Origin of the sequence: Herbiconiux sp. (assembly GCF_023264855.1) — a bacterium.
Classification (GTDB): domain Bacteria; phylum Actinomycetota; class Actinomycetes; order Actinomycetales; family Microbacteriaceae; genus Herbiconiux.
Genome location: NZ_JAHFUW010000020.1, coordinates 33,654 through 58,056, shown reverse-complemented (window position 1 = coordinate 58,056; position 24,403 = coordinate 33,654). Strand labels below are relative to the sequence as shown.

The window sequence follows — 24,403 nt, the reverse complement described above, 5'->3', positions numbered from 1 at the left end:
AGGCCGGATCGCCGCCCTGATCATGGCGGTGCTGCTCGCCGTCTACATCGTGCTGGTGGCCCAGCGGGCCTTCCAGTTCATGGGGACGGGCGAGCCGATCGGCATCGGGATCGGCGCCGCACTCATCATCCTGCCGATCGTGGGCGCCTGGGCGCTCTGGCGCGAGCTGCAGTTCGGCTTCCGAACGCAGTCGCTCGTGCAGCAGCTCGAGCGGGAAGACGAGCTGCCGGTCGACGAGTTGCCCAAGCGCCCCAGCGGCCGGCCCGTGCGCGAGGCCGCGGACACCGACTTCGAGCAGTACCGTGAGGCCGTCGAAGCCGATGACACCGACTGGCGCGCCTGGTTCCGCCTGGGCCTCGCCTACGACGCGAGCGGTGACCGCCGCCGGGCGCGCGGCGCCCTCAACACCGCCATCCGCCTCGAGCGCACGGCCCGCCGCGCCTCGCGCTGACGGGCAGGGTCAGAGCGCGGCGAGGGCCTTCTCGAAGGTGTCGTCGTGGAAGGTGAAGCCATCCGCCACCAGCTTCTGGCTGGAGACGTCTTGGGAGGCCAGTAGCAGGTCGCGACCGGCATCCGCGAGCGCCGCCTTGAGCGCCCAGGCGGGGGCGGGCAGCCAGTAGGGGCGGTTCAGGCGCTCGGCGAGCTCGCGCCCTACGACCTCGGCCGGCACGGGCCGCGGTCCGGCGAGGTTCACGGGCCCCGCCAGCGACGAGGTGAGCAGGTGACGGATGGCGGCCGCCTCGTCGTAGAGGCTGATCCAGGGCCAGATCTGCTCGCCCGAGCCCAACGGCCCGGACACGCCGGCCTTCGTGAGCAGCGTCAGCGGCTTGAGCGCACCGCCGCCCTTGCCGACGACGAGACCCGTGCGGAGCGTGACGACCCGGCTGCGGGAGGCGGCTGGAGCGGCCGCCCGCTCCCAGGCCTCGGTGACCTTGGCCAGGAAGCCGGAGCCCTGGGGCGAGCTCTCGGTGAGCAGCTCTCCGGGACGGTCGCCGTAGAAGCCGACCGCCGATCCGCTCAGCAGCACGTCGGGCGGCGAGTCGGAGCGCAGGATCGCCTCGGCGATGGTGGAGGTGGCGAGCACCCGCGACTGCAGGATCTCGCGCTTGTACGGGAGCGTCCACGGCAGCCGGGAGATGGAGGCGCCGGAGAGGTTGATGATCGCGTCTGCACCATCGACGACGGAGGTCTTGAGCCAGCGCGCCTCCGGGTCCCAGCTGCGCTCGGTCGCGGTGCGCGCCGGCCGGCGCACGAGTGTCAGCACGGTGTGCCCGTCGGCGGTCAACTGGCGCGAGAGCTCGGTGCCGATGAACCCGGATCCGCCCGCGATCAGCACGGTCAGCGGCGCGCTCATACGAGGCCCGCTTCGAGGGTGATGGGGGTGCCGGCGAGTGCCCGGTAGACCGGGCATCCGGCATTGGTCTCCTCCACGATCCGCTGGAAGTCGGCCTCGGTGATGCCCGGTATGTCGCTGCTGACGAGCAGTTGGGTTCCGGTGACGCCCTCGGCTGGGTCTAAGGTGACGGCCGCCGTGGTCTGCACCGACGCGAGCGGCGTGCCGTTCGCCGCCAGCGCCGAGGCGAGACCCATCGAGAAGCAGGAGGCGTGCGCTGCGCCGAGCAGCTCTTCAGGCGTGGCGGCGCTGGCGGTCCCCTCCGAGCGGGCCCGCCAGTTCACGGCGACACCCGCCGCTCCCGAGCTGTCGAGGGTGGTGGTGCCCGATCCGCTGATCAGGTCGCCGTGCCACAGAGTGGTGGCTTCGCTGGTCACAGTCATGGGTGATCCTCACTGTGTCGGTGCTCACTGCTGGTGATCGCTGCCGTGTTTCCGGCTGCCGTGGTGCGGGCTGCCGTTGTGCGCGTTGACGCGATGGCGCTCACGCGTGGCTCCAGACTAGGGCGTGCACTTCGAAAGTGCACCGGTCACGCGCGGGCGACGGCGACTGCGCAGCGAGCACTCAGGCGCGGGCGCGCGATCCGGCGGACCGGCCGCGCACGCGTGCGAGCAGCAGGTAGAGCTGGCAGCCGATGCAGTAGCCGAAGACCGAGTTGAGGAAGGCCGCGACGAACGCGAGAGCGGCGGCGACCGCCGCGGCTGCGGGGATCCCGGCGAGCGTGAGCGCGATCCCGGCCGCCGTCACGATGAAGCCGACCAGCTGCGCGAACGTCGGCGGCTTCGGGTCTTCGAGTTCCGCCGGCGGCGCGAGCCGCGGCCTGATCAGCGTGCGGTAGAGCCAGCCGTAGGGGTGGCGGCGGATGCCGGCGGCTGCACCCCAGAGGAATAGCAGGGTGATGGCCGTGAGCAGCAGCACGGCGGGGTTCGTGGCCCGGGCGAGCACATCGGCGCCCGAGGGAGGGGTCGCGAGAGCGAGCGCGATCGTGACCAGCAGCAGCACCGCCGTGATGCCGGCGCCGAAGCGCGGTGAACGGGGGTCGATCATACGAGTTCCTCCAGTCGGCTCTCAACGACGTCGCGCCGCACGGAGCCGCCGATGCGGGTGCGCACCACGCCGTGGCGGTCCAGGATCAGGGTGGTCGGGGTCTGCAGGATGCTGAACCGGCGGATCAGATCGGCGCGCTCCGTCACATCCACGTCGAGATGCACGACCCCCGTGGTGCGCCGGCTCACCTCGCTCAGCAGCCGGTGCGTGGCCGGGCAGGTGGAGCAGTGCTGCGTCGAGAACTGCACGAGGGTGGCGCGCGCGCCGAGCGCCGAGGCGTCGCCGAAGAGCGACGGGTGCAGCGCATCCGTCTCCGCGACCGACGCCGGGCGGCCCTGGCGGACACGCCACACCAGCCCGAGCACCGTCGCGAGAGCGACCAGACCGAGCAGCAGGAGGACGACGGCGAGCGGATGCATGATGACCGCACACTAGGCCGCATCCGGAGCCCGCAGCCGAACTGTGACGTTTGTTACGGGCCGGAGGAGGGGTGCGGGGAGGGGTGCGGGAGGCAGCGGGCGGCGCCGGTGTCGGCCGGGGACGATATCGTGGCAGCGTGGCCGAGATCCTCTTCCGTTCCGACGTGACCGTGGAGCTGGTGCGCTCCAGCGCCCATGACTCCGATGTGCTGTTCGCCGCGCGCGTCTCGACGCAGGGCGAGCAGACGCTCGAGGATGCCGAGGCGGGGACGGCGGCCGATCCGAAGCGTGATCGCGGCCTGATCAACTACCTCATGCGCGACCGGCACGGTTCGCCCTTCGAGCACAACTCAATGACCTTCTACGTGCAGGCGCCGATCTTCGTGTTCCGCGAGTTCATGCGGCACCGGATCGCCAGCTACAACGAGGAGTCGGGCCGCTACCGGGAGCTCCGCCCGGTGTTCTACGTGCCCGGCCCCGACCGCAACCTGGTGCAGGTGGGCAAGCCCGGTGCCTACGACTTCCTGCCCGGCACGCCCGCGCAGACCGCTCTCACCAGCGAGGAGGTGCGCACCGCCAGCGCGGCCGCCTTCGAATCGTACGAGCGGATGCTGGCGGCCGGCGTCGCACGCGAGGTCGCCCGCATCGTGCTCCCGCTGAACATCTACTCCTCGATGTACGTCACGGTGAATGCCCGCTCGTTGATGAACTTCCTGTCGCTTCGCACCAAGCGCGCCGACACCCACTTCCCGAGCTTTCCGCAGCGCGAGATCGAGATGTGCGCCGAGAAGATGGAAGACCTCTGGGCCGCCCTGATGCCGCTCACCTACGACGCCTTCAACGCGAACGGCCGAGTAGCCCCCTGAGAGGCGTGCTAGCCTGATCACGTGTTTTTCGGTCTGCTCCTTCTTAGCTGCCGCGACGAGTCCTAGTTCCCAGGCCTCCCTCGTCGCGGAGTTCGCCGTTGGCTGACCACCACTGGGCATCATCGCCCACACGCACGAGGGACTACACACCATGAAGAACAATCAGGCCGCTTCGGCCATGCCGATCCACAAGTACCGGCCCTACCACGAGCAGATCGCCGTCGAGCTGCCCGACCGCACCTGGCCTGCGAAGCGCATCACCGAGGCGCCGCGCTGGTGCGCCGTCGACCTGCGCGACGGCAACCAGGCGCTGATCGACCCGATGAGCCCCGAGCGCAAGCGCATCATGTTCGACCTGCTGGTGAGCATGGGCTACAAGGAGATCGAGGTCGGCTTCCCGAGCGCCTCGCAGACCGACTTCGACTTCGTGCGCTCGCTGATCGAGGAGAACGCGATTCCGGATGACGTCACCATCCAGGTGCTCACCCAGGCGCGCGAGCACCTGATCAACCGCACCTACGAGTCGATTAAGGGCGCCAAGCAGGCGATCGTGCACCTGTACAACTCCACCAGCGTGCTGCAGCGCGACGTGGTGTTCCGCACCGACAAGCAGGGCATCGTCGACATCGCCCTCGAGGGCGCGCGGCTGTGCAAAGAGGCCGAGAAGAGCATCCCCGAGACGGATGTGTACTACGAGTACTCGCCCGAGAGCTACACCGGAACCGAGCTGGAGTTCGCGGTCGACATCGTGAACCAGGTGCTCGAGGTGTTCGTGCCCACGCCCGAGCGCAAGGTCATCATCAACCTGCCCTCTACGGTCGAGATGGCCACCCCGAACGTCTACGCCGACTCGATCGAGTGGATGGGGCGGCACATCGACAACCGCGAGAACGTGATCATCTCGCTGCACCCGCACAACGACCGGGGCACCGCGGTGGCCGCCGCCGAGCTGGGTTACCTGGCCGGCGCCGACCGTATCGAGGGCTGCCTGTTCGGCAACGGCGAGCGAACCGGCAACGTCGACCTGGTCGCGCTCGGCATCAACCTGTTCACGCAGGGCATCGACCCGCAGATCGACTTCAGCGACCTCGACCAGGTGCGCCGCACCGCCGAGTACTGCAACCAGCTGAAGGTGCACGAGCGCAGCCCCTGGGCCGGCGATCTGGTGTACACGGCGTTCAGCGGATCGCACCAGGACGCGATCAAGAAGGGCTTCGAGGCGATGGCCGCCGACGCCGCCGCCCAGGGCAAAGACGTCGACGACCTGGTCTGGGCCGTTCCCTACCTGCCGATCGACCCGAAAGACCTGGGCCGCTCGTATGAGGCGGTCATCCGCGTCAATTCGCAGTCGGGCAAGGGCGGTGTGGCCTACCTGCTGAAGAACGACCACGCGCTGGATCTGCCCCGCAAGCTGCAGATCGAGTTCTCGGGAGTCGTGCAGGCGAAGACGGATGCCGAGGGCGGCGAGGTCACGAGCGACCAGATCTGGTCGATCTTCAACGACGAGTACCTGCCGGCGCCCGCCGACCACGCCGAAGACAAGTGGGGCCGCTTCGAGCTCACCCGCACCCGCACGGCGAGCGACCTGTCGGGCTCCGTCTCGCTCGAGGTGGAGCTGCGCGTGGGCGACGACGTGATCGAGACAGGCGGCACCGGCAACGGCCCGATCGCCGCGTTCCTGAACGTGATGAGCGAGCAGGGCGTCGACGTGAAGCTCTACGACTACGTCGAGCACACCCTCAGCGCCTCGGGCGACGCGCAGGCGGCCGCCTACGTGGAGCTGCAGGTCGACGGCAACCGCCTGTGGGGCGTGGGCATCGACGGCGACATCTCCACGGCGAGCCTGAAGGCCGTCGTCTCGGCGGTCAACCGCGCCATCCGCGTCAAAGACGCCGAGCGCGAGCTCGCCTCCGTCTGACGGATAGGGTGAGCACATGATCGTGTGGCATGTGCTCGGAGAGGTGCTTCCTCTCGCCTTCGCGGTGATCATCTCACCGCTGCCGCTGGTGGCCGTGATCACGCTGCTGCTCGGCCCGAAAGGGCAGGGCAATGCGGCGGTGTTCACGGCCGCCTTCGCGGTGGCGTTCTTCGCGTTGATCCTCGGTCTGGCATCCGGATCGAAGGGCACCACGCAGAACGATTCGTTCTTCGCGCAGGTGCTGCACATCGTGCTCGGCTTCGCCTTCGCTGCGCTGTTCTTCTACCTGGCCTATCGCAGCTGGAAGAAGCGGCCCAAGAAGGATCAGAAGCCCGTCGAGCCGAAATGGCTGGCCGCGATGGATTCGTTCGGCATCGCCAGATCCGCGGGCCTGGGCGTGCTGCTCGGCGTGGCCAATGTGAAGAACATCCCGATCGCCGTCGCCGCTGGCGCGCAGATCGGCAGCGCCGACCTGGCCTGGTCGCTCGTGTTCGTGTGCTCGGCGGTGTTCGCGATCCTGTCCTCGCTCGGCCTGATCGTGATCACGCTCGTCGGCGGCACCGGGGGAGCGAAGGTCTCCGGGGCGCTCGCCTCGGCGAAGTCCTCGCTCATCCGGCACAACAACCTGATCATGGCCGTGCTGTTCGTGATTCTCGGCGCGCTGCAGCTGGGGAAGGCCTTCGAGGCGTTCTGAGCGGATAATTGACGGATGCCCGTCTACCGTGATGAAGCCGTCGTGCTGCGCACCCACAAGCTGGGTGAGGCCGACCGGATCGTCACCCTGCTCACCCGCCAGCACGGCAAGGTGCGCGCCGTCGCCCGGGGCGTGCGGCGCACGGCCTCGAAGTTCGGCGCGCGGCTCGAGCCGTTCATGGTGGCCGACGTGCAGTTCTACGAGGGCCGCTCGCTCGACACGATCACGCAGGCGGTGACGATCGGCTCCTACGGCGCCGAGATCACCGCCGACTACGCCAGCTACACCGCGGCCAGCGCCATGGTGGAGACGGCCGACAAGCTCACCGAGCACGAGCCCTCGCTGCAGCAGTACCTGCTGCTGGTGGGTGCGCTGCGCTCGCTCTCGCGGGGCGAGCACGGCTCCGGGATGACGCTCGACTCCTATCTCTTGCGGGCCCTGTCGATGGCGGGGTGGGCGCCGAGCTTCTACGACTGCGCGGTGACGGGGGAGGCCGGCCCGCACTCGGCGTTCGTGGTGCAGCTGGGCGGGGTGGTGGCCGACGAGGTGGCGCCGCCCGGAACACCGCGGCTCGACCCGGGCACCCTCGAACTGCTGTCGGCGCTGCTCACCGGCGACTGGGCGGTGGCGGATGCATCCGACTCCGGCGTGCGCTCCCGGGCGAGCGGTATCGTTGCCGCGTACACCCAATGGCACCTCGAGCGCGGGCTCCGATCCCTGGAGCACGTGGAGAGGTCGCAGACGAAGAAAGTCCGAGCCCCGTGAGCCCTCGCACCACCTCGCCCCGCGCGGAGCCGTTCCGGCCGTTGGACTGGACGGGCCTGCAGCCGCCCTCCCTCCCGCGCGGAGCCGTGCCCGAGCACGTCGCCATCGTGATGGACGGCAACGGCCGCTGGGCCAACCAGCGAGGCCTCACCCGGGTGGAGGGGCACCGCGCCGGCGAGGCCGCCCTGCTCGACGTGGTGGCCGGGGCCGTGCAGATCGGCGTCAAACACCTCTCGGTGTACGCCTTCTCGACCGAGAACTGGAAGCGGTCGCCCGACGAGGTGCGCTTCCTGATGGGGTTCAACCGCGAGGTTCTGCACCGCCGGCGCGACCAGCTGAACGAGTGGGGCGTGCGCATCCGCTGGGCCGGCCGCAAGCCCCGGCTGTGGGCCTCGGTCATCAAAGAACTGCAGTTCGCCGAGCGGATGACGGCGCACAATTCCACGCTGACTCTGACGATGTGCGTGAACTACGGCGGCCGCAACGAGATCTCGGATGCCGTGCGCGCGATCGCCGACGAGGTGGCGGCCGGGCGCATCCGCCCCTCCGCCGTGTCGGAGAAACTGATCCAGAAGCACCTCTACGTGCCCGACCTGCCGGACGTGGATCTCTTCCTCCGCAGTTCGGGGGAGCAGCGCACCAGCAACTTCCTGCCCTGGCAGTCGGCCTACGCCGAGATGGTGTTCCTCGACCGGCTGTGGCCCGACTTCACCCGCACCGACCTGTGGCAGGCCATCGAGCACTACGCCGGCCGGTCACGGCGCTTCGGGGGAGCGGTCGACGCACCGAGCGCCGAGTGACCGTCACACGCTGAGGAACGCGGCGGCACGCTCGCCCCAGGTGAGCAGATCGTCGTGGCTCTCGGAGACGTGCAGCTGCGAGCCGGCGATGGCCTCCGCGAGCTTCTCGGACGTGGACACCGGATGCCCGGGGTCGCCGGCCCACGCGAGGATGAGCGTGGGCTGCCGCAGTCCGGCGATGCTCTCCGGCGCGGGCAGATCGGTCTGTGCAGCGCCGCGGAACACCGTCGGGATCAGCTCGGGCCGGATGTCGGGCCGGGGCGGGTAGCCCTCCAACCCGGAGAAGATCGGTGGGACGGGTGCCTGCGCCTGCATCTCGGCGAGGGTGCCGGGGTCGGTCGTCTCGAACAGGGTGGCCATCGTGCGATACACCTCGCCCTGGCCCGCTCGGGTCTCCCACGCGGTCGGCGGGGCCGTGAGCACGAGGCGCGAGAAACGGTCGGGCCTGCGGGTGGCGGCGTGCAGGATGGTGCCGGTGCCCATCGAGGTGCCGATCGCCGAGACCGGCGCGTCGGCGGAGAAGTGCTGGGCCAGGGCGAGCAGGTCTTCTGCCAGGAAGTCCCAGGTGTAGTGCGCTTCGACGGGCGTGCCCGTGGACGCGCCGTGTCCGCGGGCGTCGTAGGAGATCAGGCGCCGGCCGGCCTCGGCGACGGGGGAGAAGTCGGCGAGCCCCAGTGCCGCGTTCGAGGCGCGGCTGGAGCTGAGCCCGTGCGCGTTCAGAACCAGCGGGCCGTGCCCGAGATCGGTGTACGCGAAGTCGATCCCGCGCACCTCGACGTCGTCGCTCGTGCCGCTCGGTGTGCCGTTCATGGGTGGCCCCTCTCGCCGTTCTCGTCGTCACGCTACTCCGTCGCATCCGGGTCGGAATGAACGCGACCGGTTCGAGGTTGTGCCCTTCGTGAGTGACGCCATCAAGATCGACATCTGGTCCGACATCGCCTGCCCGTGGTGCTACATCGGCAAGCGCAAACTCGAAGACGGACTCGAGCAGTTCGCCTCGATCGAGGGCTCCGTGCCCGTCGAGATCGAGTACCACAGCTTCGAGCTGTCGCCGGATACGCCGGTCGACTTCGAAGGCAGCACCACCAGCTACCTGGCCGAGCGCAAGGGCATGCCGGTCGCGCAGGTCGAGCAGATGCTCGAGCGCGTGACGGGAATCGCCTCCTCGGTCGGGCTGGACTACGACTTCGACAAGGTGAAGCACACCAACACGGTGAAGGCCCACCAGCTCATCCACTACGCGAAGGCGCACGGCGTGCAGCTGCAGATGAAGGAGCGCCTGCTCAAGGCCTACTTCGTCGACGGCGAGCACGTGGGGCGGGTCGCCGAGCTGGCCGATCTGGCAGCCGAGATCGGGCTCGATCGCGACGACGTCGTGCGCTCGCTCGAGGCCGACGAGTACCTCGAGGCGGTGCATGCCGACCAGCGGCAGGCCCAGGCCTACGGCATCCAGGGCGTGCCGTTCTTCGTGATCGACGGGCGCTACGGCGTCTCCGGGGCCCAGGATGCGGCCGCGTTCGTGCAGGTGCTCGAGCAGGTCGCCGGCGAGCGCACCGAGGTGGGCGCGTGAGCGGGCGCGCCGACGGTGCGGCCACCCCTGCCCCTGGCATGCTCGCCCCGCTGACCCTCCTGGGCTCCGCGGGCGTCGTCTGCGAGGGCGACTCCTGCGAGATCCCGGATCAGGCCTTCGGCGTGAGCGGCTCGGAGATGTCGGCCACCACCGCGCCGTAGGCCGCGGCCAGCGCATCGGCCTCGACGAAGGCGCTGTGGCCGTGGGCGCCGGCGCCGAGCGCCACGCGACGGCCCGCCACCGACTCGTCGAGGTAGACCGGCCACGCGGTGCTGCTGCCGATCGGGGTGATCGTGCCGCGCTCGTAGCCGGTCGCCTCGAGCGCCACGTCCTGGTGCGGCATCGAGAGCCGGTTCACGCCCACGACCGCACGGAGCTTCGGCCAGCTGATCTGCCGGTCTCCCGGGATGAGGGCGAACAGGAAGTCGCCGTCGTGCCGCTTCACCACGAGGCTCTTCACGATGGCGCCCGGGGTCAGCCCGAGCAGCTCCGCGGCCTCCTCGAGGGAACCGGCGGCGGGGCGCTGCACCACCTCCACGTCGAGACCGCGGTCGGTGGCATCCTGCTGCATGCGGTCCAGGCCGCTCGTCTCACTCACATCCCTCCACAACCCGTGATCTCTCCACAGGATTCCCGCCGATGACGGATGTGCGGCATCCGTCTGGGAGAATTGACGCACGATGTCCTCTTCAACTCTCACTGCTCCGGCTCAGACAGCGCCCGGGCCCAAGCTCGCGATCGGGCCGATTCAGCTCGACGTGCCCGTGGTGCTCGCGCCGATGGCGGGGATTACCAACACCGCGTTCCGGCGGTTGTGCCGTGAGTTCGGCGCCGGCCTCTACGTGAGCGAGATGATCACCTCGCGCGCCCTCGTCGAGCGCACCCCCGAGACGATGCGGCTCATCACGCACCACCCCTCCGAGACACCCCGTTCCATCCAGCTCTACGGGGTCGACCCGGCCACGATGGCACAGGCGGCGCGCATCCTGGTCGACGAAGACCGCACCGACCACATCGACATGAACTTCGGATGCCCCGTTCCCAAGGTCACCCGCAAGGGCGGTGGTGCGGCTCTGCCGTGGAAGCTCGATCTGTTCCGCGAGATCGTGGAGCAGGTGGTGGAGGCCGCCGGGCCCATCCCGGTGACGGTCAAGATGCGCAAGGGCATCGACTCCGACCACCTCACCTATCTCGAGGCGGCCCGCGCCGCCGAGGGCGCGGGCGTCGCGGCCATCGCGCTGCACGCGCGCACCGCCTCCGACTTCTACAGCGGCGAGGCCGATTGGTCGGCCATCGCCACTCTCAAAGAGACCATCACGAGCGTGCCGGTTCTCGGCAACGGCGACATCTGGTCGGGTGAAGACGGCGTGCGGATGATGAACGAGACGGGCTGTGACGGCGTGGTGGTCGGCCGCGGCTGCCTCGGCAGGCCGTGGCTGTTCGGCGACCTGGCCGCCGCGTTCCGCGTGCGGGCGGGCGAGCTCTCCGCCGCCGAGGCCGCCGCGCTGCGCGCCGCCCCGTCGCTCGGCGACGTGGCACGCACGCTCCGCCGGCACACCGAGCTGCTCGCCGAGTTCTTCGGCGACGAAGACCGTGCCTGCCGTGACATCCGCAAGCACGTGGCGTGGTACCTCAAGGGCTACCCGGCCGGGCACGAAGTGCGGGCCGCGCTCAGCACCGTCAAGACGCTGGAGGCGATGGACGAGATCCTCGCCACCCTCGACTGGTCGCTGCCCTACCCGGGCGCCGACGCCGAGGGCCCCCGCGGGCGCGCCGGCAGCCCCAAGAAGACGGCGCTGCCTGAGCACTGGCTCGAGTCGCGCTCGCTCGCCGACGCCGCGGGCCGGGCCGAGCTCGCCGGGGCAGAACTGGAACACAGTGGTGGCAGACGCGATCGACGTCTCCACCTACGCCCCCACCAAGGGGTACTCCGATTCCGACGCCGAGCGTCTGCTGCCCGAAGAGCATTACACCCGCCGCAGCGACTTCGCGCGTGACCGGGCACGCATCCTGCATTCCTCCTCGCTTCGCCGACTCGCGGCGAAGACGCAGGTGCTGAGCCCGGCCGTCGTCGCCGACTTCGCGCGCAACCGCCTCACGCACTCCCTCGAAGTGGCGCAGGTGGGGCGCGAGCTCGCCACGAGCCTCGATCTCGATCCCGATGTGGTCGACAGCGCGTGCCTCGCCCACGACCTCGGGCATCCGCCGTTCGGGCACAACGGCGAACGCGCCCTCAACGACTGGGCGGCCGACATCGGCGGCTTCGAGGGCAACGCGCAGAGCCTGCGCATCCTGAGCCGGCTCGAGCCGAAGGTGTTCGACGAGAGCGGGCGGAGCGTGGGGCTCAACCTCACCCGGGCCAGCCTCGACGCCAGCTGCAAATACCCGTGGACGCATGACGACCCGGTGAAAGACCCCAGCGGCCGCCTGAAGTACGGGGTGTACGACGACGACGTCGAGGTGTTCCGCTGGCTGCGGATCGGCGCCCCCGAGCGCACCCTCTGCGTCGAGGCGCAGGTGATGGACCTCTCCGACGACATCGCCTATTCGGTGCACGACTTCGAAGACGCGGTGCTGAACGGCTACATCGACGTTCGCGTGCTCGGCGAGCGCGTCGACCACGCCGATCTGGTGCAGCGCATCCATGCCCGGGCCGGGGGTGGTTTCTCGCTCGACGCGCTCACCGAGGCCTTCGACCGGCTCGACTCGCTGAAGGTGTGGCTCTCGGAGTGGGACGACTCGCGGCGCGATCACGCTCGCCTGAAGAACCTCACGAGTCAGCTGATCGGCCGTTTCGCCGGCGCCGCCACGCGAGCCACCCGCGAGGCCTATCCGACCCCCAGCATCACCCGCTACAAGGCGAACGTCGTGGTGCCGGAGTGGGTGGCCGCCGAGATCGCCACCCTCAAGGGCATCGTCTCGGTGTTCGTGATGAGCAACGATGCGCGCCAACCCCTCTACTCCACCCAGCGCGGCCTGCTCTCCGAGCTCGCCGACGCGCTGTGGGAGTCCGACGGGCAGGCGCTCGACACGGCCTTCGCGAGCGATTGGCGCGCGGCCGGCGACGACGTCGCCCGCAAGCGCGTGGTGGTCGACCAGGTGGCGAGCCTCACCGACCAGACCGCCGTCGCCCGGCACGACTTCCTCTGCGGGGAGCCCGCACGGATGTCCGTCTCCGTGACCGGCTCCGACCACGGGAACGTATCCTAGAGAGATGGCAGGACTGATCCGTCGGGGCGACATCGACGAAGTCCGGTCGCGGATCAACATCGCCGACGTGGTGGGTGATTTCGTCACCCTGAAGAGCGCCGGGGTGGGCTCGATGAAGGGCCTGTGCCCCTTCCACGACGAGCGGTCGCCGAGCTTCCATGTGCGGCCCCAGGTGGGCTACTACCACTGCTTCGGCTGCGGCGAGGGCGGCGACGTGTTCACCTTCCTGCAGAAGATGGACCACGTCACGTTCTCGGAGGCCGTCGAGCGCCTGGCGGCCAAGATCGGCTTCCAGCTGCACTACGAAGACGGGGGAGCGGCGGCCGACCAGGGCAACCGTGCCCGCCTGCTGGCCGCGAACGAGGCCGCCCGCGAGTACTTCGCCGAGCAGCTCGTCGCTCCCGGCGCCGACGCCGGCCGCGCCTTCCTCGGTGAGCGCGGCTTCGACGCCTCGGTGGCCGCCCACTTCGGTGTGGGCTATGCGCCGCAGGGCTGGGACAACCTGGGCAAGCACCTGAAGGGCCGCGGCTTCACCGAGGCCGAGCTCACGGCCGCCGGCCTCCTGAGCGCCGGCGACCGCGGCACCTACGACCGCTTCCGGGGTCGCCTGATCTGGCCCATCCGCGACCAGACCGGCCAGACCGTCGGTTTCGGCGCCCGCCGTCTCTTCGATGACGACAAGGGGCCCAAGTACCTCAACACCCCCGAGACCGTCGTGTACCACAAGGCGCAGGTGCTGTACGGGCTCGACCTCGCCAAACGCGACATCGCCCGCAGTCGCCAGGTCGTGGTGGTCGAGGGCTACACCGACGTCATGGCCTGCCACCTAGCCGGCGTCACCACCGCGGTCGCCACCTGCGGCACCTCCTTCGGAGTCGACCACATCAAGATCATGCGCCGGGTGCTGTCCGACGACTCGGCGGGGCTCGGCGAGGTGATCTTCACCTTCGATCCGGATGCGGCCGGCCAGAAGGCCGCCCTGCGCGCCTTCAGCGAGGAGCAGCGTTTCGCGGCCCAGACCTATGTGGCCGTCGGCACCGACGGCCTCGACCCCTGCGACCTGCGGCTGGCCAAGGGCGACGACGCGGTGCGGCGCCTGGTCAAGGGCAAGAAGCCGATGTTCGAGTTCGTGATCCGCCAGAAGCTCTCGGCCTACAACCTCGAGACCGTGGAGGGGCGGGTGGCGGCCCTGCGTGATGCGGCGCCGATCGTCGCCGACATCCGCGATCCCTCCTTGCGCCCGGGCTACACCCGCCAGCTGGCCGGGATGCTCGGCATGGACCTCGACGAGGTGCAGCGAGCGGTCGCCCGGGGCGGCACCCGTGCGGCCGGTACGCCGGACGAGCGCCGCTCGTCGCGACCCGATGCCCAATCGGGCGCGGGAGCATCCGGGGACCAAGGCGCCACCCGCCCCTCCGGTTCGCGCGACGGCTCGGGCCCCGCACCGCAAGACGGCCCGCCCGCGGCGGCTCCGCGACAGTCGGTCTCGATCACCCAGCTGCCCGGCACCACCGCCGTGCGCACCGAGCGCGACGCGCTGATGGCAATGCTCCAGTCGCCCACGGTCGTCGGCCGCGACCTGCTCGAGCGGGCCAGCGGCTGCGGATTCAGCCACCCGGCGCTGGCCGCCGTTCGTGATTCGATCGGCCGCAACATCGAGTCCTTCGATCGTGCCGACTGGGTGAGCACGGTGCAGGCCGACGTGCCCGAGGAGTATCGCTCGCTGGTGGAGCAGCTCGCCGTCGCGCCCATCCCCGAGCGCCCCGAGCGCGCCCCCGAGATCTACCTGCGCAGCATCACCGTGTCGCTGATCGAGCGGCACCTCCGCCGCCGAAAGGAAGAGCTGCAGGGCCGTCTGCAGCGAACCGATGCCGTGGCCGAGCCCGTCGCCTACCGCGAGATCGCTGTGCAACTGGTGCAAGTCGAGGCCGACCGCCGCGCCCTACGAGCGGAATGAGAGCTTCCGCATAGGCTCGAAGCCTCATGGTTGACCGAAATGTGATCACGGCTTCGGACGTGACGATCGAATACCCGGCACACAGTGTGAGTTCGGCGTTCACCGCCGTCAAAGGCTTCACGCTCACCCTCGCGCCCGGCGAGATCGTCGGTCTGGTGGGCTCCAGCGGCTCGGGCAAGTCGACCCTCGCCCACGTGGCCTCGGGTCAGGCGGCGCTGCGCACCTCCAAAGACAACTCGCCGCGGATCGTCGGCGGCACGCTCGACGTGCTCGGCTACACGATGCGTGGCATCAAGCGGTCGAAGGTGAGCAAGCTCACCGCCGGCGTGGGGTACGTGGCTCAGGATGCCGGCTCCAAGCTCACCTCGAACATGACGGTCGCCGAGCTGGTCGCCGAACCGCTCTTCCTGCGGGATCGCCGTTTCGATCGACGGGAGGCCGGCCTGAAGGCCGCCACCCTGGTCGACGCGCTCCTGCTGCCCGTCGGCACGATGCTGAAGCAGCCGCACGAGCTCTCCAGCGGCCAGCGGCAGCGCGTGGCTGTGGCCCGGGGGCTGATCCTCGACCCGGTGCTGCTGATCGCCGACGAGCCCACCGCGGGTGTCGACGTGTCGGTGCGCGGCGCGGTCATCGACGTGATCGCCGGGCTCCAGCGCTCCCGCGGTGCCAGCGCGCTGATCGTGAGCCACGATCTCGATGCCCTGCGGCGCTCGGTGGACCGCATCGCGGTCATCCACGAGGGCGTCGTGGTGGGTCTCGGCACGATCGACGAGGTTCTCGGTGACCCGCGGCATCCGTACGTGGCCGGGCTGGCCCGGGAGCTGCACGTCGACGAGGTCGACGAGGACGACTACGACGACGAGGACGCGGACGAAGACGGCTACGACGACGAAGGCGGCGAGGGCTACGACGGCGAGGGCGAGCGCGGCGAAGCCGGCGACGACGCCGACCGTGCCTGACCACCCCACGCCCGGGCCGATCGCCGTGCTCCCGCAGGCCGACCGGGTGTTCACCGAGGCCGTCGCATCGGCTGGCGGAACCGTCGCGCCGCTCTCGGCGGAGACCCGGGGTCTGGTCTGGCTGAGCTATCGCGATCCGGAGGGGTTGCGACAGATCCTGCGCGAGCATCCGTCGATCGAATGGGTGCAATTGCCGTGGGCGGGCGTCGACGCCTTCGCCGAGGTCATCCGCGAGCAGTCGCGCCCCGGCCTGGTGTGGACCAGCGCGAAGGGCGCCTTCGCCCGGCCGGTGGCCGAGCACGCCCTCACGCTCTCGCTCGCCCTGCTGCGGCAGCTGCCGACCCGCCTGCGCGCCTCGAGCTGGGGCGGCAAGGCCGGGACCTCGCTGTACGGGCTCGACGTGGTGATCGTCGGCGCGGGCGGCATCGCGCTCGAACTGCTGCGCCTGCTCGAACCGTTCCAGGTGCGCAGCACCGTCGTGCGGCGCCAGGATGCCGCGGTCCCGGGTGCCGATCGAACCGTGACCGCCGAGCGGCTGCACGAGGTGCTCCCCGACGCCAATCTCGTCGTGGTCGCCGCCGCCTTCACCGGGGGCACGGCCAAGATGTTCGGGGCAGCCGAGTTCGAGCGCATGAAGCGGTCGGCTCTCCTGGTCAACGTCGCCCGCGGCGGCCTGGTCGACACCGACGCTCTGGTGACTGCCCTCGACGAGGGTTCGATCGCCGGGGCCGGCCTCGACGTCACCGATCCGGAGCCGCTTCCCGAGGGGCATCCGCTCTGGTCGGCGCCGAACGCGATCATCACGCCGCACTCGGCGGACACGCCCGAGATGACCGCCCCGATGCTCGCGGAACGCATCCGCCGGAACGTGCGCGCCTTCCTCGACTCCGGCGAATTCACGGGCCGCGTCGACCCCACGGCCGGCTACTGACCGACTCCCGGAACCGGGCGTCGACGGCTCGAAGCCGTCGTCGTGACAAAGGGCCCCCGAACTCCGTGATAGTGTATTGACGCTCATTCAGCAGCATTCCTCGATAGCTCAATTGGCAGAGCAGCCGGCTGTTAACCGGCAGGTTCTTGGTTCGAGTCCAAGTCGGGGAGCGAAGGTCCGGAGGCTCCACCCTCCGGGCCTTTTTCGTTTCCGGCCGGCGGCCGTGCGGGGGTGGGCAGAAGGCTGCCGGCACCCGAGGCCACTAGCACCCGGGTGGCATCCGGTGGGGCATACGCCATCTGGCATCATCGGATGATGACCGAGCGCACCCCCGCCGAAACAGCGGCCCTGCGCAACGGTCTCGCCGTCGGTCTCGCGACCGCCGTCTACGGGGTGTCGTTCGGCGCCCTGGCCACGCTCTCGGGGCTCGACGTCTGGCAGACCTGCTTCCTGAGCCTGGTGATGTTCACCGGCGGCTCGCAGTTCGCCCTGATCGGCGTGCTCGCCTCGGGGGGCCTGGCGGCCGGTCCCGCCGCCATCACCAGCGCGGCCCTGCTCGGCACCCGCAACGTGTTCTACTCGATCCGGATGGCGCCGATCGTGGGCCCGGGCTTCTTCAAGCGCGCGGCGGCAGCCCAGTTGACCATCGACGAATCGACTGCGGTGGCGATCGCCCAGCCCACCCTCGCGGCCCAGCGGATGGGTTTCTGGGTGACCGGAATCGCCATCTACCTCGGCTGGAACCTCACCACGCTGATCGGAGCGCTGATCGGCGACCTGATCGGCGACGTCAGCGCCTACGGGCTGGATGCGGCGGCCGCAGCCGCCTTCCTGGGACTGCTGTGGCCGCGCCTGAAGGAGCGGCAGACGCAGGCGGTCGCCGTGGCCGCAGCACTCGTCGCGACCCTGCTGACGCCCGTTCTGGTGCCCGGGCTGCCCGTGCTGGTGGCGGCCGGGGTCGCGATCGTGGTCGGCGGCTTCAACATCCTCGGCCGGAAAGGTACACCGGATGCCGCACCCGGCGGCAACGCGGAGGCGACCTGATGAATGCCTGGAACATCGTCATCCTGGCCGCCGTCATCTGCGTGGCGCTGAAGACCGTGGGCTACATCGTGCCGGAGCGCGCGTTCTCGCACCCCACCGTGGCGCGCATCGCGAGCCTGCTCACGGTGGCCCTGCTGTCGGCGCTGATCGCCGTGCAGACCTTCGGGGCCGGCCAGTCGATCCAGATCGACGCCCGCCTGCCCGCCGTGCTCGTGGCGGGCGTGCTCTATGCCCTGAAGGTGCCCTTCGTGGTGGTGGTGATCGCGGCGGCGGCCGTGGCGGCGCTCATCCGCGCCGTCACCTGATCCGCGCCGTCACCTGAACCCGGCCGTCACCGGAACCAGGCCGCCACCTGAATCGGCGGATCAGGGCTCGACGTCGTCGACGCCCGGGGTCCAGCTGAACCCGGGAACGCCCCAGCCGCGCTTGCGCTCGATCTTCTCGGCGACCTTGGCGTAGGGCCGGTCGATCCGGTCGACGTAGAGCAGCCCGTCGAGGTGGTCGAATTCGTGCTGGAAGATGCGGGCCAGCCAGCCGGAGGCCTCGATCTCGTAGCGCTGCCCGTCGAGATCGGTGGCGCGCAGCAGCGCCTTGTCGCCGCGCACGAGCGGGAACCGCTCGCCCGGGAACGACAGGCAGCCCTCGGACTCGTCGTCGGGATCGGCCGGCTCGGGCCGGGTGGGAGTGATGAACAGCTCCGGGTTGATCGCCACGCCGCGGTACTCGACGTCGTCGTCATCGGTCCAGCCGTAGACGAACACGCGCAGGCCCACGCCCACCTGCGGACCGGCCAGGCCGACGCCCGGTGCGGCATCCATCGTGTCGAACATGTCGGCCACGAGGGTGCGCAGGTCGTCGTCGATCTCGGCCACCGGCGACGCGGGGGAGTGCAGGACGGGGTCTCCGGAGATCCGGATCGGGAGAACGGCCATTCGCTAAGCCTATCCACGAGGCCGGCGGGGTAGTGTCGTCGGGTGCATCCCGAACTGCTGCTCGTCAGCGAGCCCACAGCTCTCGATCCCAAGCAGTTCATCGGCATCCCGATCGCGCTGGTCGGCGCCGTGTTCCTCAGCCTCGGCGCCCAGTTCCAGCATCGGGGGGTCGCCAAGGTCGAGGCCAAGCACGGCGATGCCGTGAAGGGTCTCAGCTCCCGCCAGATGTTCGCGCTGCTAGCCCGGCCCTCCTGGGTGCTCGGCACGCTCATGCTGGGCCTGGCCGTCGTCTTCCAGCTCACCAGCCTCGGCTTCTCGCCGATCATCGTGGTGCAGCCGCTCGGCGCGGTGGCCCTCGTGATCACGGCCGTGCTCAACTCCCGCATCAGCAAGGTGAAGCTGAACCGCAGCTCGGTGATCTCCATCGTGCTGTGCGTGGGCGGAGTGGGGTTGTTCGTGCTCGTCGCGGCATTCACCGCCGTCGACAAGCCGGTCACCGCGGGCAACCTGGTGACCATCCTGATCGTCCTCGCGGTCGTGCTGGTGCTGTTCGCCGTGGCCTTCATCGTGCTCGGCAAGAGCTTCAAGGCGATCGCCTACATCGTGGGCGCTGGCGTGCTCTACGGTTTCGTCGCGACGCTCGCCAAGGTGCTCATCTCGCGGCTGTTCCAGGGGCAGTTCGATGCGCTCACCATCCTCGCCCTGATCGGCCTGATCGCCGCCTTCGCGCTCGGCGGCTACTTCGTGCAGAACGCCTACAGCTCGGGCCCGCCCGACCTGGTGATCGCCGGGCTCACCGTCATCGACCCCCTGGTGGCGGTCGGCATCGGCATCCTGGTGCTCGGCGAGGCGTCGCAGGCTCCGGTCTGGGCGCTCTTCGCCTACCTCGCGTTCGGAGCCGTGGCGATCCTGGGCGTGTTCGGACTCGCCCGCTACCACCCTCAGGCCCAGCGTTGAGGTAGTTTCGTAGCTAGCCCTCGGCGAATCCCCGCCAGACCACCCTGAGCCAGACCCCTGAGAAAGACACGGTTTGACAGACTCCCGGCCGCTCCGCATCCTGATCGGAGCCGACACGTTCTCGCCCGACGTGAACGGATCCGCTCGCTTCTCCGAGCACCTCGCCTCGGGCCTCGCCTCGCGCGGGCACGACGTGCACGTGGTTTCGCCCTCGGCCAAGCAGCCCGTCGGCACCCGCACCGAGATCTACGACGGCCAGAAGATCACCGTGCACCGGCTCTACAGCTGGCGCTGGTACCCGCACGACTGGCTCACCTTCGCGCTGCCGTGGCGGATCCAGCAGAACAGCGCCCGCATCATCGACGAGGTGAAGCCGGATGTGGTGCACTTCCAGTCGCACATCATCGTGGGCCGCGGCGTCTCGAGCGAGGCGAAGAAGCGCGGCATCCGCATCGTCGGAACCAATCACGTGATGCCCGAGAACATGATGGCCTTCACCGGCATCCCGAAGTTCCTGCAGGACTGGGCGATCGGCCTGGCCTGGGCGGCGGCCCGCCGGTCGTTCATCCGCGCCGACGCCGTGACCGCTCCCACACGCCGTGCGGCCGACTTCTTCGAGAAGGCCACCGGCATCCAGAACATCTACGCCATCTCCTGCGGCATCAACGTCGACAACTACCAGGCCGATTTCACTCCGCGCACCGAGAACCGCATCCTGTTCGTGGGCCGGGTCACCGGTGAGAAGCACATCGACGTGCTGCTGAACGCGGTGAAGCTTCTGCCGGCCGACCTGAACGTGCAACTCGAGATCGTGGGCGGCGGCGACCAGCTGAAGAACCTGCAGACGATGGCCAACCAGCTCGGCATCGGCGACCGCACCACCTTCACGGGGTACGTCACCGAAGAGGAGCTGCGCCGCGCCTACACGCGCTCGACGGTGTTCGCCATGCCCTCGATCGCCGAGCTGCAGAGCATCGCCACGATGGAGGCCATGGCCAGTGGCCTGCCCGTGGTGGCCGCCGACGCGATGGCGTTGCCGCACCTCGTGCACGACGGCCAGAACGGATACCTGTTCACCCCGGGTAATGCGAAGGATCTGGCCGCCAAACTCGAGACGGTGCTCCGCGCTCCGCAAGAGGGCTTCGACGCGATGAAGAACGAGTCGCTCTCGATCGTCGCGGCTCACGACATCGACCGCACCCTCACGACGTTCGAGCACCTCTATCGAGGCGAGCCCGTCACCGACCCCCGCGTCGTGCCGCCGGCGCACGTGCCCGACACCGACGCGCCCTCGTCCTGACCGGCCCCGTTGCCCGGCACGGCCTCCCCGAGACGGTATCGTGGTCTCGCGGTCGCGCCCCGGGTTCCGGATGCTGCGCCCACGGGGCGGTAGCTCAGCTGGTTAGAGCAGCGGACTCATAATCCGTCGGTCACGGGTTCAAGTCCCGTCCGCCCTACCGGAGGTCTCGAGGGGTGCGGTCGTGCGCATGGGGGACCGACGAGAGCCGGAGCACGTCCGCGTGCAGCGCCGTGACGACAAGGAATACCGGTCGGGGCGGTCTGGCCGGTAGGCGTGGGCCGGTCAGTCGAAGCGGTTCTGGGCCAGGCGGTGGAGGGCGAGCGCCAGAGTGAGACGCACGCGGCCTCGTGGGGTGCGCACGTCGAAACCGAGCGAGTGCTCGAGGGCCGTCACCTTGGCCTGCACCGTGGAGTGGTGCAGCCGCAACTGCTGGGCGGCCGCGCGCACGCTCTCGGCCTCGGCCAGGGCATCCAGGAACGGCTCCAGCTGGGGCTGCGTGCGGATCAGCTCCGCCACCGCATCGACATCCGGAGCGGTGCGGGCCGCGTGCTCCGACTCCGCCAGCGCCAGGATCACGCCGAGCCGATCGGCCTCCTGCACGGGTTCCCGGAGCGAGGTGAGACGGAGAGCCACCAGAGCCGATGCCCACGACGTGTCGAGCGCTTCCGGTGCGACGGCGGGGCCGATACCCATCCGCTCCTGCCCCGCACGGTCGAGAGCGTTTGCGGCGCGCGCTTCCAGAATCAGGGCGCGCACCGATCCGACCGGGGTCCGCAGCACGACGCTCGGGGAATCGGTCATGCTCCAGGCCGTGGAGGCCGGCACGGCGACTGCCCGATAGGCCGATCCGGCGTCCAGACGCAACCGCGCGATCGCGGACGACCGCGCCTCGGCGGTGCTGTCGGGATCCAGGACGGACTCGAGGGCGCGGCGAGAGGCCGCCGTGGGGGACGTGCGCTCGACGGCGATGTCGAGCGCGAGCGCCAGCCGCTCCAGGATCATGGCGTCGTTGGTGTGGGGCGCTCCGTCACGCTCGATCCAGGCGCGGCCCCCGTCGCCGAAGGCGTGGGAGGCCCAGTCGCCCGGCGGGCCGGCTCGGCGCGCGCCCGAGTCGTCGACACGCACGGTGCGCCCGTCCACGCTGAAGCCGGCGGCGCATCCGCTCAGGATCGCGGCGCCACGCAGCAGAACCTCGACGTTCGCGTGGCCGTCGACGAGCGCGTCGAAGTACGAGATGACCTTGAGTGATTCCGTCGCTGTGGCGTCTAGAGCCGTCAGTCGACCCACGAGTTCCTGCATCGTCGCCGTTCCCGCTAGCTGTCGTCTGCCCCACCCTAACCCGCGACGGCGAGGGCGCGGGCGAGGGCGGGGCAGAGAACCGGTTCAGGAGCCGAGGATGCGGCGCAGCCACGCCACGCGGGCCGCCCTGGCCTCCAGCGAGAGCGCCGCCTGCGGCGCCATGGCGTCGAATCCGTGGAATCCGCCCGGCCAGACGTGCAGCTCGGCGATGCCGCCCTGCTCCCAGATGCGGGTCGCGTACGCGACGTCCTCGTCGCGGAACACCTCGGCCGTGGCCACGTCGATGAAGGCGGGAGCCAGTCCGCTGAGGTCGGATGCTCGAGCGGGCGCCGCATAGATCGATACGTCGTCGGTCTTCCGACGGTCTCCGAGCAAGGCGTTCCAGCCCGTGTCGTTGCTCCCGCGGTCCCACACGCCGAAGCCGTCGATCTGCCGGCTCGAGATCGTCTCGTTGCGGTCGTCGAGCATCGGGTAGATCAGCAGCTGCCCGGCGAGTGCGGGGCCGCCGAGATCGCGGGCTTTCAGCGCCACACCCGCCGCGAGCCCGCCGCCGGCGCTGGCTCCGCCGATGACGACGCGGTGCGGGTCGACACCGAGCTCCTCGGCATGGTCGGCGAACCACACCAGTCCGGCATAGCAGTCGTCGACGGGCGCCGGGTCGGGGTTCTCGGGTGCGAGCCGGTACTCCACCGACACGACGACGGCGTCGAACTCCAGCACCCAGGAGAGGAATTCGTCCGCACCGGTGAATCGGTCGCCGATGATCATCCCGCCGCCGTGCGTGTGGTAGATCCCCGGGCCTCCGGCGACGTGATCGGTGCGGCTGAAGATGGACACCGTGATGTCGGGTGCGCCCTCGGGCCCTGCCACGATGCGCTCCTCATGCCGGATCGGCCGGTCTCCGATGAGGTCGGAGATCGGCGGGGCGCCCAGCCCGCCCTGCCGCAGCGGGCCGATCAGCTCCGGGGTGACGGTCGACGGCAGCATCTCGCCGACGGCGGCGAGCACGGCTTGGAGTTCGACGTCGAACGGGGGAGCGGGGTTGGTGTGTGTCGTCATGCTGACCTCCATCGGTCGTGGCCACGGCGTTGTGGCCTGCACCCATCCTGAGACCGTGCCGAGCACGACTCAACCGCCAAGCCCACGCGGATGAGGCCCTCCCGGCCGCCAATCGGCGGGCGTGCACGGGGCGTGAACAGCGCATGAATTTCGCATCTCCGTCGGCCATCGCTATGCTACAGACGAAGATCAGCTCGGCCGCACAGTCGTGGACCACCCATCCCGGCGCAGGCGATCCGCAGCCCTGCACGAGGAGAGACATGTCCAGCGCCGACCCGCTCACTTTCGACGCCCTCGAACACTTCGCGGCGGGAGCACCGGATACTGCCGAGCGCGCGGCTTCCCCGCGATCGGCGGCCCGTCTGAGCCGCATCCGGCCCGAGAGCGACAGCGCACAGGCTCCGGATGCGCTGCCCCTCCGCGCGTCCCGTCACGTGAACGCGCCTCGCCCTGCAGAGGCACTCGCGCCTCGCCCTGCAGAGGCACTCGCGCCTCGCCCTGCAGAGGCACTCGCGCCTCGCCCTGCAGAGGCACTCCCGAGTCGCCGTGCAGCGGCACTCCCGAGCGCACCGGTGCGGCCGGAGCAGGCGCAGTTCTACCGGCCCGAACTGCACTCGTTCTGGGAGCGGTTCACCGGCCGTCGCCTCGTGCAGATTCTCGGCTGGACGGCGTTGATCGCCGGCACCGCCGCCCTGGTGGCCTTCGCGATCGTCAAGTTCGCGGCCTGAGCCCTGGCGTAGCTGGGAATCCGCAGGGTCGCGGATGACGGAGGGTCCGCCTATCGTGGGAGGACGGCGGCGACGACGGCGCCTCGATCCGACACTCAAGGAGCAGCGTGCGCGAGACCAGCAGTGACCGCGGGTTCGATTCGAGGTTCGACGTGGCCTTCCAACCCGGGTTCGACGACAGGCCGGCCGCATCCGAGGAGTTCGATCCGTTCGGCCTGAGCGTTCCCGATCGCGACGACCCGCGTCTGTTCGACGGCGAGCAGAACGGGGAGGAGCCTCTGCAGGCGCCCGTGCGGTACATCGACCGCTTCCTGATCGCCATCTGGGTCGCCGGTGCCGTCTTCGTGGTCTTCGGCATCGCCGGGATGGCCTATGGCGCCCGCTCCTACTACGGCACCGAGGGCGGCGGCCCCGACTACTTCTCCATCGTTGCCATGCAGTTCTCGCCGTGGCTGATCGTGCTCGGCCTCGGCACCCTCGTGGGCAGCATCTTCCTGCTGGCCTCCCGCTCCGACCGTCGCGCGGTCCGACGCTCGGATCGCCGCCCGTGACGCC

Annotated in this window: 27 protein-coding genes and 2 tRNA genes; 20 read left to right on the top strand and 9 right to left on the bottom strand. The window is 69.9% G+C overall.

From position 1 onward, the window contains the following. Positions 1-22: 22 nt before the first annotated feature. Positions 23-451 (top strand): hypothetical protein, encoded by a 429-nt coding sequence (locus Q0D75_RS10165; protein ID WP_291052732.1) that lies wholly within the window; start codon positions 23-25, stop codon positions 449-451. 9 nt (positions 452-460) lie between these two features. Here the strand turns inward: Q0D75_RS10165 and Q0D75_RS10160 are convergent, their stop codons facing one another. The 4 genes from Q0D75_RS10160 to Q0D75_RS10145 all read right to left on the bottom strand — a co-directional run bounded on the left by Q0D75_RS10160 (position 461) and on the right by Q0D75_RS10145 (position 2,859). Next, positions 461-1,354 (bottom strand): TIGR01777 family oxidoreductase, encoded by an 894-nt coding sequence (locus Q0D75_RS10160; protein WP_291052709.1) that lies wholly within the window; start codon positions 1,352-1,354, stop codon positions 461-463. Then, positions 1,351-1,776, bottom strand: a complete 426-nt coding sequence (locus Q0D75_RS10155; RefSeq protein WP_291052706.1) for an OsmC family peroxiredoxin — start codon at positions 1,774-1,776, stop codon at positions 1,351-1,353. The genes Q0D75_RS10160 and Q0D75_RS10155 overlap by 4 nt, the downstream gene beginning before the upstream one ends. Positions 1,777-1,957: 181 nt before the next feature. Continuing rightward, positions 1,958-2,440 carry a DUF4395 domain-containing protein gene (locus Q0D75_RS10150; RefSeq protein ID WP_291052704.1) on the bottom strand — a complete coding sequence of 161 codons (483 nt, stop codon included), beginning with the start codon at positions 2,438-2,440 and terminating at the stop codon, positions 1,958-1,960. Next, entirely contained in the window at positions 2,437-2,859 is a 423-nt protein-coding gene (locus Q0D75_RS10145) for a thioredoxin family protein (RefSeq protein WP_291052701.1), read from the bottom strand. The genes Q0D75_RS10150 and Q0D75_RS10145 overlap by 4 nt, the downstream gene beginning before the upstream one ends. A gap of 137 nt (positions 2,860-2,996) precedes the next feature. Here Q0D75_RS10145 and thyX point away from each other — a divergent pair, with 137 nt between their 5' ends. The 5 genes from thyX to Q0D75_RS10120 all read left to right on the top strand — a co-directional run bounded on the left by thyX (position 2,997) and on the right by Q0D75_RS10120 (position 7,902). After that, positions 2,997-3,725, top strand: coding sequence for an FAD-dependent thymidylate synthase (gene thyX / locus Q0D75_RS10140; protein ID WP_291052698.1), 729 nt, complete (start codon positions 2,997-2,999; stop codon positions 3,723-3,725). Between the two features lie 151 nt (positions 3,726-3,876). Beyond that, the gene (gene leuA / locus Q0D75_RS10135; protein WP_291052696.1) at positions 3,877-5,643 is read left to right on the top strand and encodes a 2-isopropylmalate synthase; all 1,767 of its coding nucleotides are present in this window, start codon (positions 3,877-3,879) and stop codon (positions 5,641-5,643) included. A 16-nt stretch (positions 5,644-5,659) separates the two neighbouring features. Then, on the top strand, positions 5,660-6,337 hold the full coding sequence (locus Q0D75_RS10130; protein WP_291052693.1) for a GAP family protein: 678 nt from the start codon (positions 5,660-5,662) through the stop codon (positions 6,335-6,337). Between the two features lie 15 nt (positions 6,338-6,352). Continuing rightward, positions 6,353-7,102, top strand: coding sequence for a DNA repair protein RecO (gene recO, locus Q0D75_RS10125; RefSeq protein ID WP_291052689.1), 750 nt, complete (start codon positions 6,353-6,355; stop codon positions 7,100-7,102). Continuing rightward, positions 7,099-7,902, top strand: coding sequence for an isoprenyl transferase (locus tag Q0D75_RS10120; RefSeq protein WP_291052687.1), 804 nt, complete (start codon positions 7,099-7,101; stop codon positions 7,900-7,902). Before recO ends, Q0D75_RS10120 begins: the two co-directional genes overlap by 4 nt. A gap of 3 nt (positions 7,903-7,905) precedes the next feature. Here the strand turns inward: Q0D75_RS10120 and Q0D75_RS10115 are convergent, their stop codons facing one another. After that, on the bottom strand, positions 7,906-8,712 hold the full coding sequence (locus Q0D75_RS10115; RefSeq protein ID WP_291052684.1) for an alpha/beta fold hydrolase: 807 nt from the start codon (positions 8,710-8,712) through the stop codon (positions 7,906-7,908). A gap of 88 nt (positions 8,713-8,800) precedes the next feature. Here Q0D75_RS10115 and Q0D75_RS10110 point away from each other — a divergent pair, with 88 nt between their 5' ends. Further along, entirely contained in the window at positions 8,801-9,472 is a 672-nt protein-coding gene (locus Q0D75_RS10110; protein ID WP_291052681.1) for a DsbA family oxidoreductase, read from the top strand. Between the two features lie 109 nt (positions 9,473-9,581). Here the strand turns inward: Q0D75_RS10110 and Q0D75_RS10105 are convergent, their stop codons facing one another. After that, on the bottom strand, positions 9,582-10,043 hold the full coding sequence (locus Q0D75_RS10105) for a YbaK/EbsC family protein (protein WP_291052729.1): 462 nt from the start codon (positions 10,041-10,043) through the stop codon (positions 9,582-9,584). Between the two features lie 109 nt (positions 10,044-10,152). Here Q0D75_RS10105 and dusB point away from each other — a divergent pair, with 109 nt between their 5' ends. From dusB to Q0D75_RS10065, 8 genes are all read left to right on the top strand, one after another. Next, on the top strand, positions 10,153-11,469 hold the full coding sequence (gene dusB / locus Q0D75_RS10100) for a tRNA dihydrouridine synthase DusB (RefSeq protein WP_291052678.1): 1,317 nt from the start codon (positions 10,153-10,155) through the stop codon (positions 11,467-11,469). Next, positions 11,354-12,682, top strand: a complete 1,329-nt coding sequence (locus tag Q0D75_RS10095) for a deoxyguanosinetriphosphate triphosphohydrolase (protein ID WP_291052676.1) — start codon at positions 11,354-11,356, stop codon at positions 12,680-12,682. The genes dusB and Q0D75_RS10095 overlap by 116 nt, the downstream gene beginning before the upstream one ends. Positions 12,683-12,686: 4 nt before the next feature. Further along, on the top strand, positions 12,687-14,639 hold the full coding sequence (gene dnaG / locus Q0D75_RS10090) for a DNA primase (protein ID WP_291052673.1): 1,953 nt from the start codon (positions 12,687-12,689) through the stop codon (positions 14,637-14,639). 26 nt (positions 14,640-14,665) lie between these two features. Further along, positions 14,666-15,598, top strand: a complete 933-nt coding sequence (locus Q0D75_RS10085; protein ID WP_291052670.1) for an ATP-binding cassette domain-containing protein — start codon at positions 14,666-14,668, stop codon at positions 15,596-15,598. After that, a complete protein-coding gene (locus tag Q0D75_RS10080) occupies positions 15,591-16,529 on the top strand; it encodes a D-isomer specific 2-hydroxyacid dehydrogenase family protein (protein ID WP_291052668.1) in 939 nt (312 codons plus the stop codon). The genes Q0D75_RS10085 and Q0D75_RS10080 overlap by 8 nt, the downstream gene beginning before the upstream one ends. 97 nt (positions 16,530-16,626) lie before the next feature. Then, positions 16,627-16,699: transfer RNA gene (locus Q0D75_RS10075), tRNA-Asn, on the top strand. Positions 16,700-16,841: 142 nt separating this feature from the next. Further along, positions 16,842-17,573, top strand: coding sequence for an AzlC family ABC transporter permease (locus Q0D75_RS10070; protein ID WP_291052666.1), 732 nt, complete (start codon positions 16,842-16,844; stop codon positions 17,571-17,573). Next, positions 17,573-17,878, top strand: coding sequence for an AzlD domain-containing protein (locus Q0D75_RS10065; RefSeq protein ID WP_291052663.1), 306 nt, complete (start codon positions 17,573-17,575; stop codon positions 17,876-17,878). The genes Q0D75_RS10070 and Q0D75_RS10065 overlap by 1 nt, the downstream gene beginning before the upstream one ends. A gap of 60 nt (positions 17,879-17,938) precedes the next feature. Here the strand turns inward: Q0D75_RS10065 and def are convergent, their stop codons facing one another. Continuing rightward, entirely contained in the window at positions 17,939-18,505 is a 567-nt protein-coding gene (gene def / locus Q0D75_RS10060; RefSeq protein WP_291052660.1) for a peptide deformylase, read from the bottom strand. A 42-nt stretch (positions 18,506-18,547) separates the two neighbouring features. Here def and Q0D75_RS10055 point away from each other — a divergent pair, with 42 nt between their 5' ends. The 3 genes from Q0D75_RS10055 to Q0D75_RS10045 all read left to right on the top strand — a co-directional run bounded on the left by Q0D75_RS10055 (position 18,548) and on the right by Q0D75_RS10045 (position 20,919). Further along, positions 18,548-19,462, top strand: coding sequence for a DMT family transporter (locus Q0D75_RS10055; protein WP_291052658.1), 915 nt, complete (start codon positions 18,548-18,550; stop codon positions 19,460-19,462). Positions 19,463-19,535: 73 nt separating this feature from the next. Further along, complete coding sequence (locus Q0D75_RS10050) at positions 19,536-20,762, top strand: glycosyltransferase (protein WP_291052655.1); 1,227 nt, start codon at positions 19,536-19,538, stop codon at positions 20,760-20,762. Between the two features lie 83 nt (positions 20,763-20,845). Beyond that, a tRNA-Ile gene (locus Q0D75_RS10045) sits at positions 20,846-20,919 on the top strand. A 125-nt stretch (positions 20,920-21,044) separates the two neighbouring features. Here Q0D75_RS10045 and Q0D75_RS10040 read toward each other — a convergent pair. Together Q0D75_RS10040 and Q0D75_RS10035 are read right to left on the bottom strand one after the other, a co-directional pair. After that, positions 21,045-22,061 carry a helix-turn-helix domain-containing protein gene (locus Q0D75_RS10040; protein ID WP_291052653.1) on the bottom strand — a complete coding sequence of 339 codons (1,017 nt, stop codon included), beginning with the start codon at positions 22,059-22,061 and terminating at the stop codon, positions 21,045-21,047. A gap of 84 nt (positions 22,062-22,145) precedes the next feature. Further along, complete coding sequence (locus Q0D75_RS10035) at positions 22,146-23,120, bottom strand: alpha/beta hydrolase (RefSeq protein ID WP_291052650.1); 975 nt, start codon at positions 23,118-23,120, stop codon at positions 22,146-22,148. Positions 23,121-23,692: 572 nt separating this feature from the next. Here Q0D75_RS10035 and Q0D75_RS10030 point away from each other — a divergent pair. Both Q0D75_RS10030 and Q0D75_RS10025 read left to right on the top strand, forming a co-directional pair. Next, the gene (locus Q0D75_RS10030; RefSeq protein WP_291052647.1) at positions 23,693-23,848 is read left to right on the top strand and encodes a hypothetical protein; all 156 of its coding nucleotides are present in this window, start codon (positions 23,693-23,695) and stop codon (positions 23,846-23,848) included. A 107-nt stretch (positions 23,849-23,955) separates the two neighbouring features. Then, complete coding sequence (locus Q0D75_RS10025) at positions 23,956-24,399, top strand: hypothetical protein (protein WP_291052644.1); 444 nt, start codon at positions 23,956-23,958, stop codon at positions 24,397-24,399. Positions 24,400-24,403 lie beyond the last annotated feature (4 nt).

Coding starts and splice junctions, on each gene's coding strand:
- Q0D75_RS10155 (WP_291052706.1), bottom strand. CDS start 1,776: ATGACTGTGACCAGCGAAGCCACCACTCTGTGGCACGGCGACCTGATC.
- Q0D75_RS10070 (WP_291052666.1), top strand. CDS start 16,842: ATGATGACCGAGCGCACCCCCGCCGAAACAGCGGCCCTGCGCAACGGT.
- recO (WP_291052689.1), top strand. CDS start 6,353: ATGCCCGTCTACCGTGATGAAGCCGTCGTGCTGCGCACCCACAAGCTG.
- Q0D75_RS10160 (WP_291052709.1), bottom strand. CDS start 1,354: ATGAGCGCGCCGCTGACCGTGCTGATCGCGGGCGGATCCGGGTTCATC.
- Q0D75_RS10150 (WP_291052704.1), bottom strand. CDS start 2,440: ATGATCGACCCCCGTTCACCGCGCTTCGGCGCCGGCATCACGGCGGTG.
- Q0D75_RS10115 (WP_291052684.1), bottom strand. CDS start 8,712: ATGAACGGCACACCGAGCGGCACGAGCGACGACGTCGAGGTGCGCGGG.
- Q0D75_RS10105 (WP_291052729.1), bottom strand. CDS start 10,043: ATGCAGCAGGATGCCACCGACCGCGGTCTCGACGTGGAGGTGGTGCAG.
- Q0D75_RS10085 (WP_291052670.1), top strand. CDS start 14,666: ATGGTTGACCGAAATGTGATCACGGCTTCGGACGTGACGATCGAATAC.
- leuA (WP_291052696.1), top strand. CDS start 3,877: ATGAAGAACAATCAGGCCGCTTCGGCCATGCCGATCCACAAGTACCGG.
- dnaG (WP_291052673.1), top strand. CDS start 12,687: ATGGCAGGACTGATCCGTCGGGGCGACATCGACGAAGTCCGGTCGCGG.
- Q0D75_RS10035 (WP_291052650.1), bottom strand. CDS start 23,120: ATGACGACACACACCAACCCCGCTCCCCCGTTCGACGTCGAACTCCAA.
- def (WP_291052660.1), bottom strand. CDS start 18,505: ATGGCCGTTCTCCCGATCCGGATCTCCGGAGACCCCGTCCTGCACTCC.
- Q0D75_RS10145 (WP_291052701.1), bottom strand. CDS start 2,859: ATGCATCCGCTCGCCGTCGTCCTCCTGCTGCTCGGTCTGGTCGCTCTC.
- dusB (WP_291052678.1), top strand. CDS start 10,153: ATGTCCTCTTCAACTCTCACTGCTCCGGCTCAGACAGCGCCCGGGCCC.
- Q0D75_RS10065 (WP_291052663.1), top strand. CDS start 17,573: ATGAATGCCTGGAACATCGTCATCCTGGCCGCCGTCATCTGCGTGGCG.
- Q0D75_RS10130 (WP_291052693.1), top strand. CDS start 5,660: ATGATCGTGTGGCATGTGCTCGGAGAGGTGCTTCCTCTCGCCTTCGCG.
- Q0D75_RS10165 (WP_291052732.1), top strand. CDS start 23: ATGGCGGTGCTGCTCGCCGTCTACATCGTGCTGGTGGCCCAGCGGGCC.
- Q0D75_RS10040 (WP_291052653.1), bottom strand. CDS start 22,061: ATGCAGGAACTCGTGGGTCGACTGACGGCTCTAGACGCCACAGCGACG.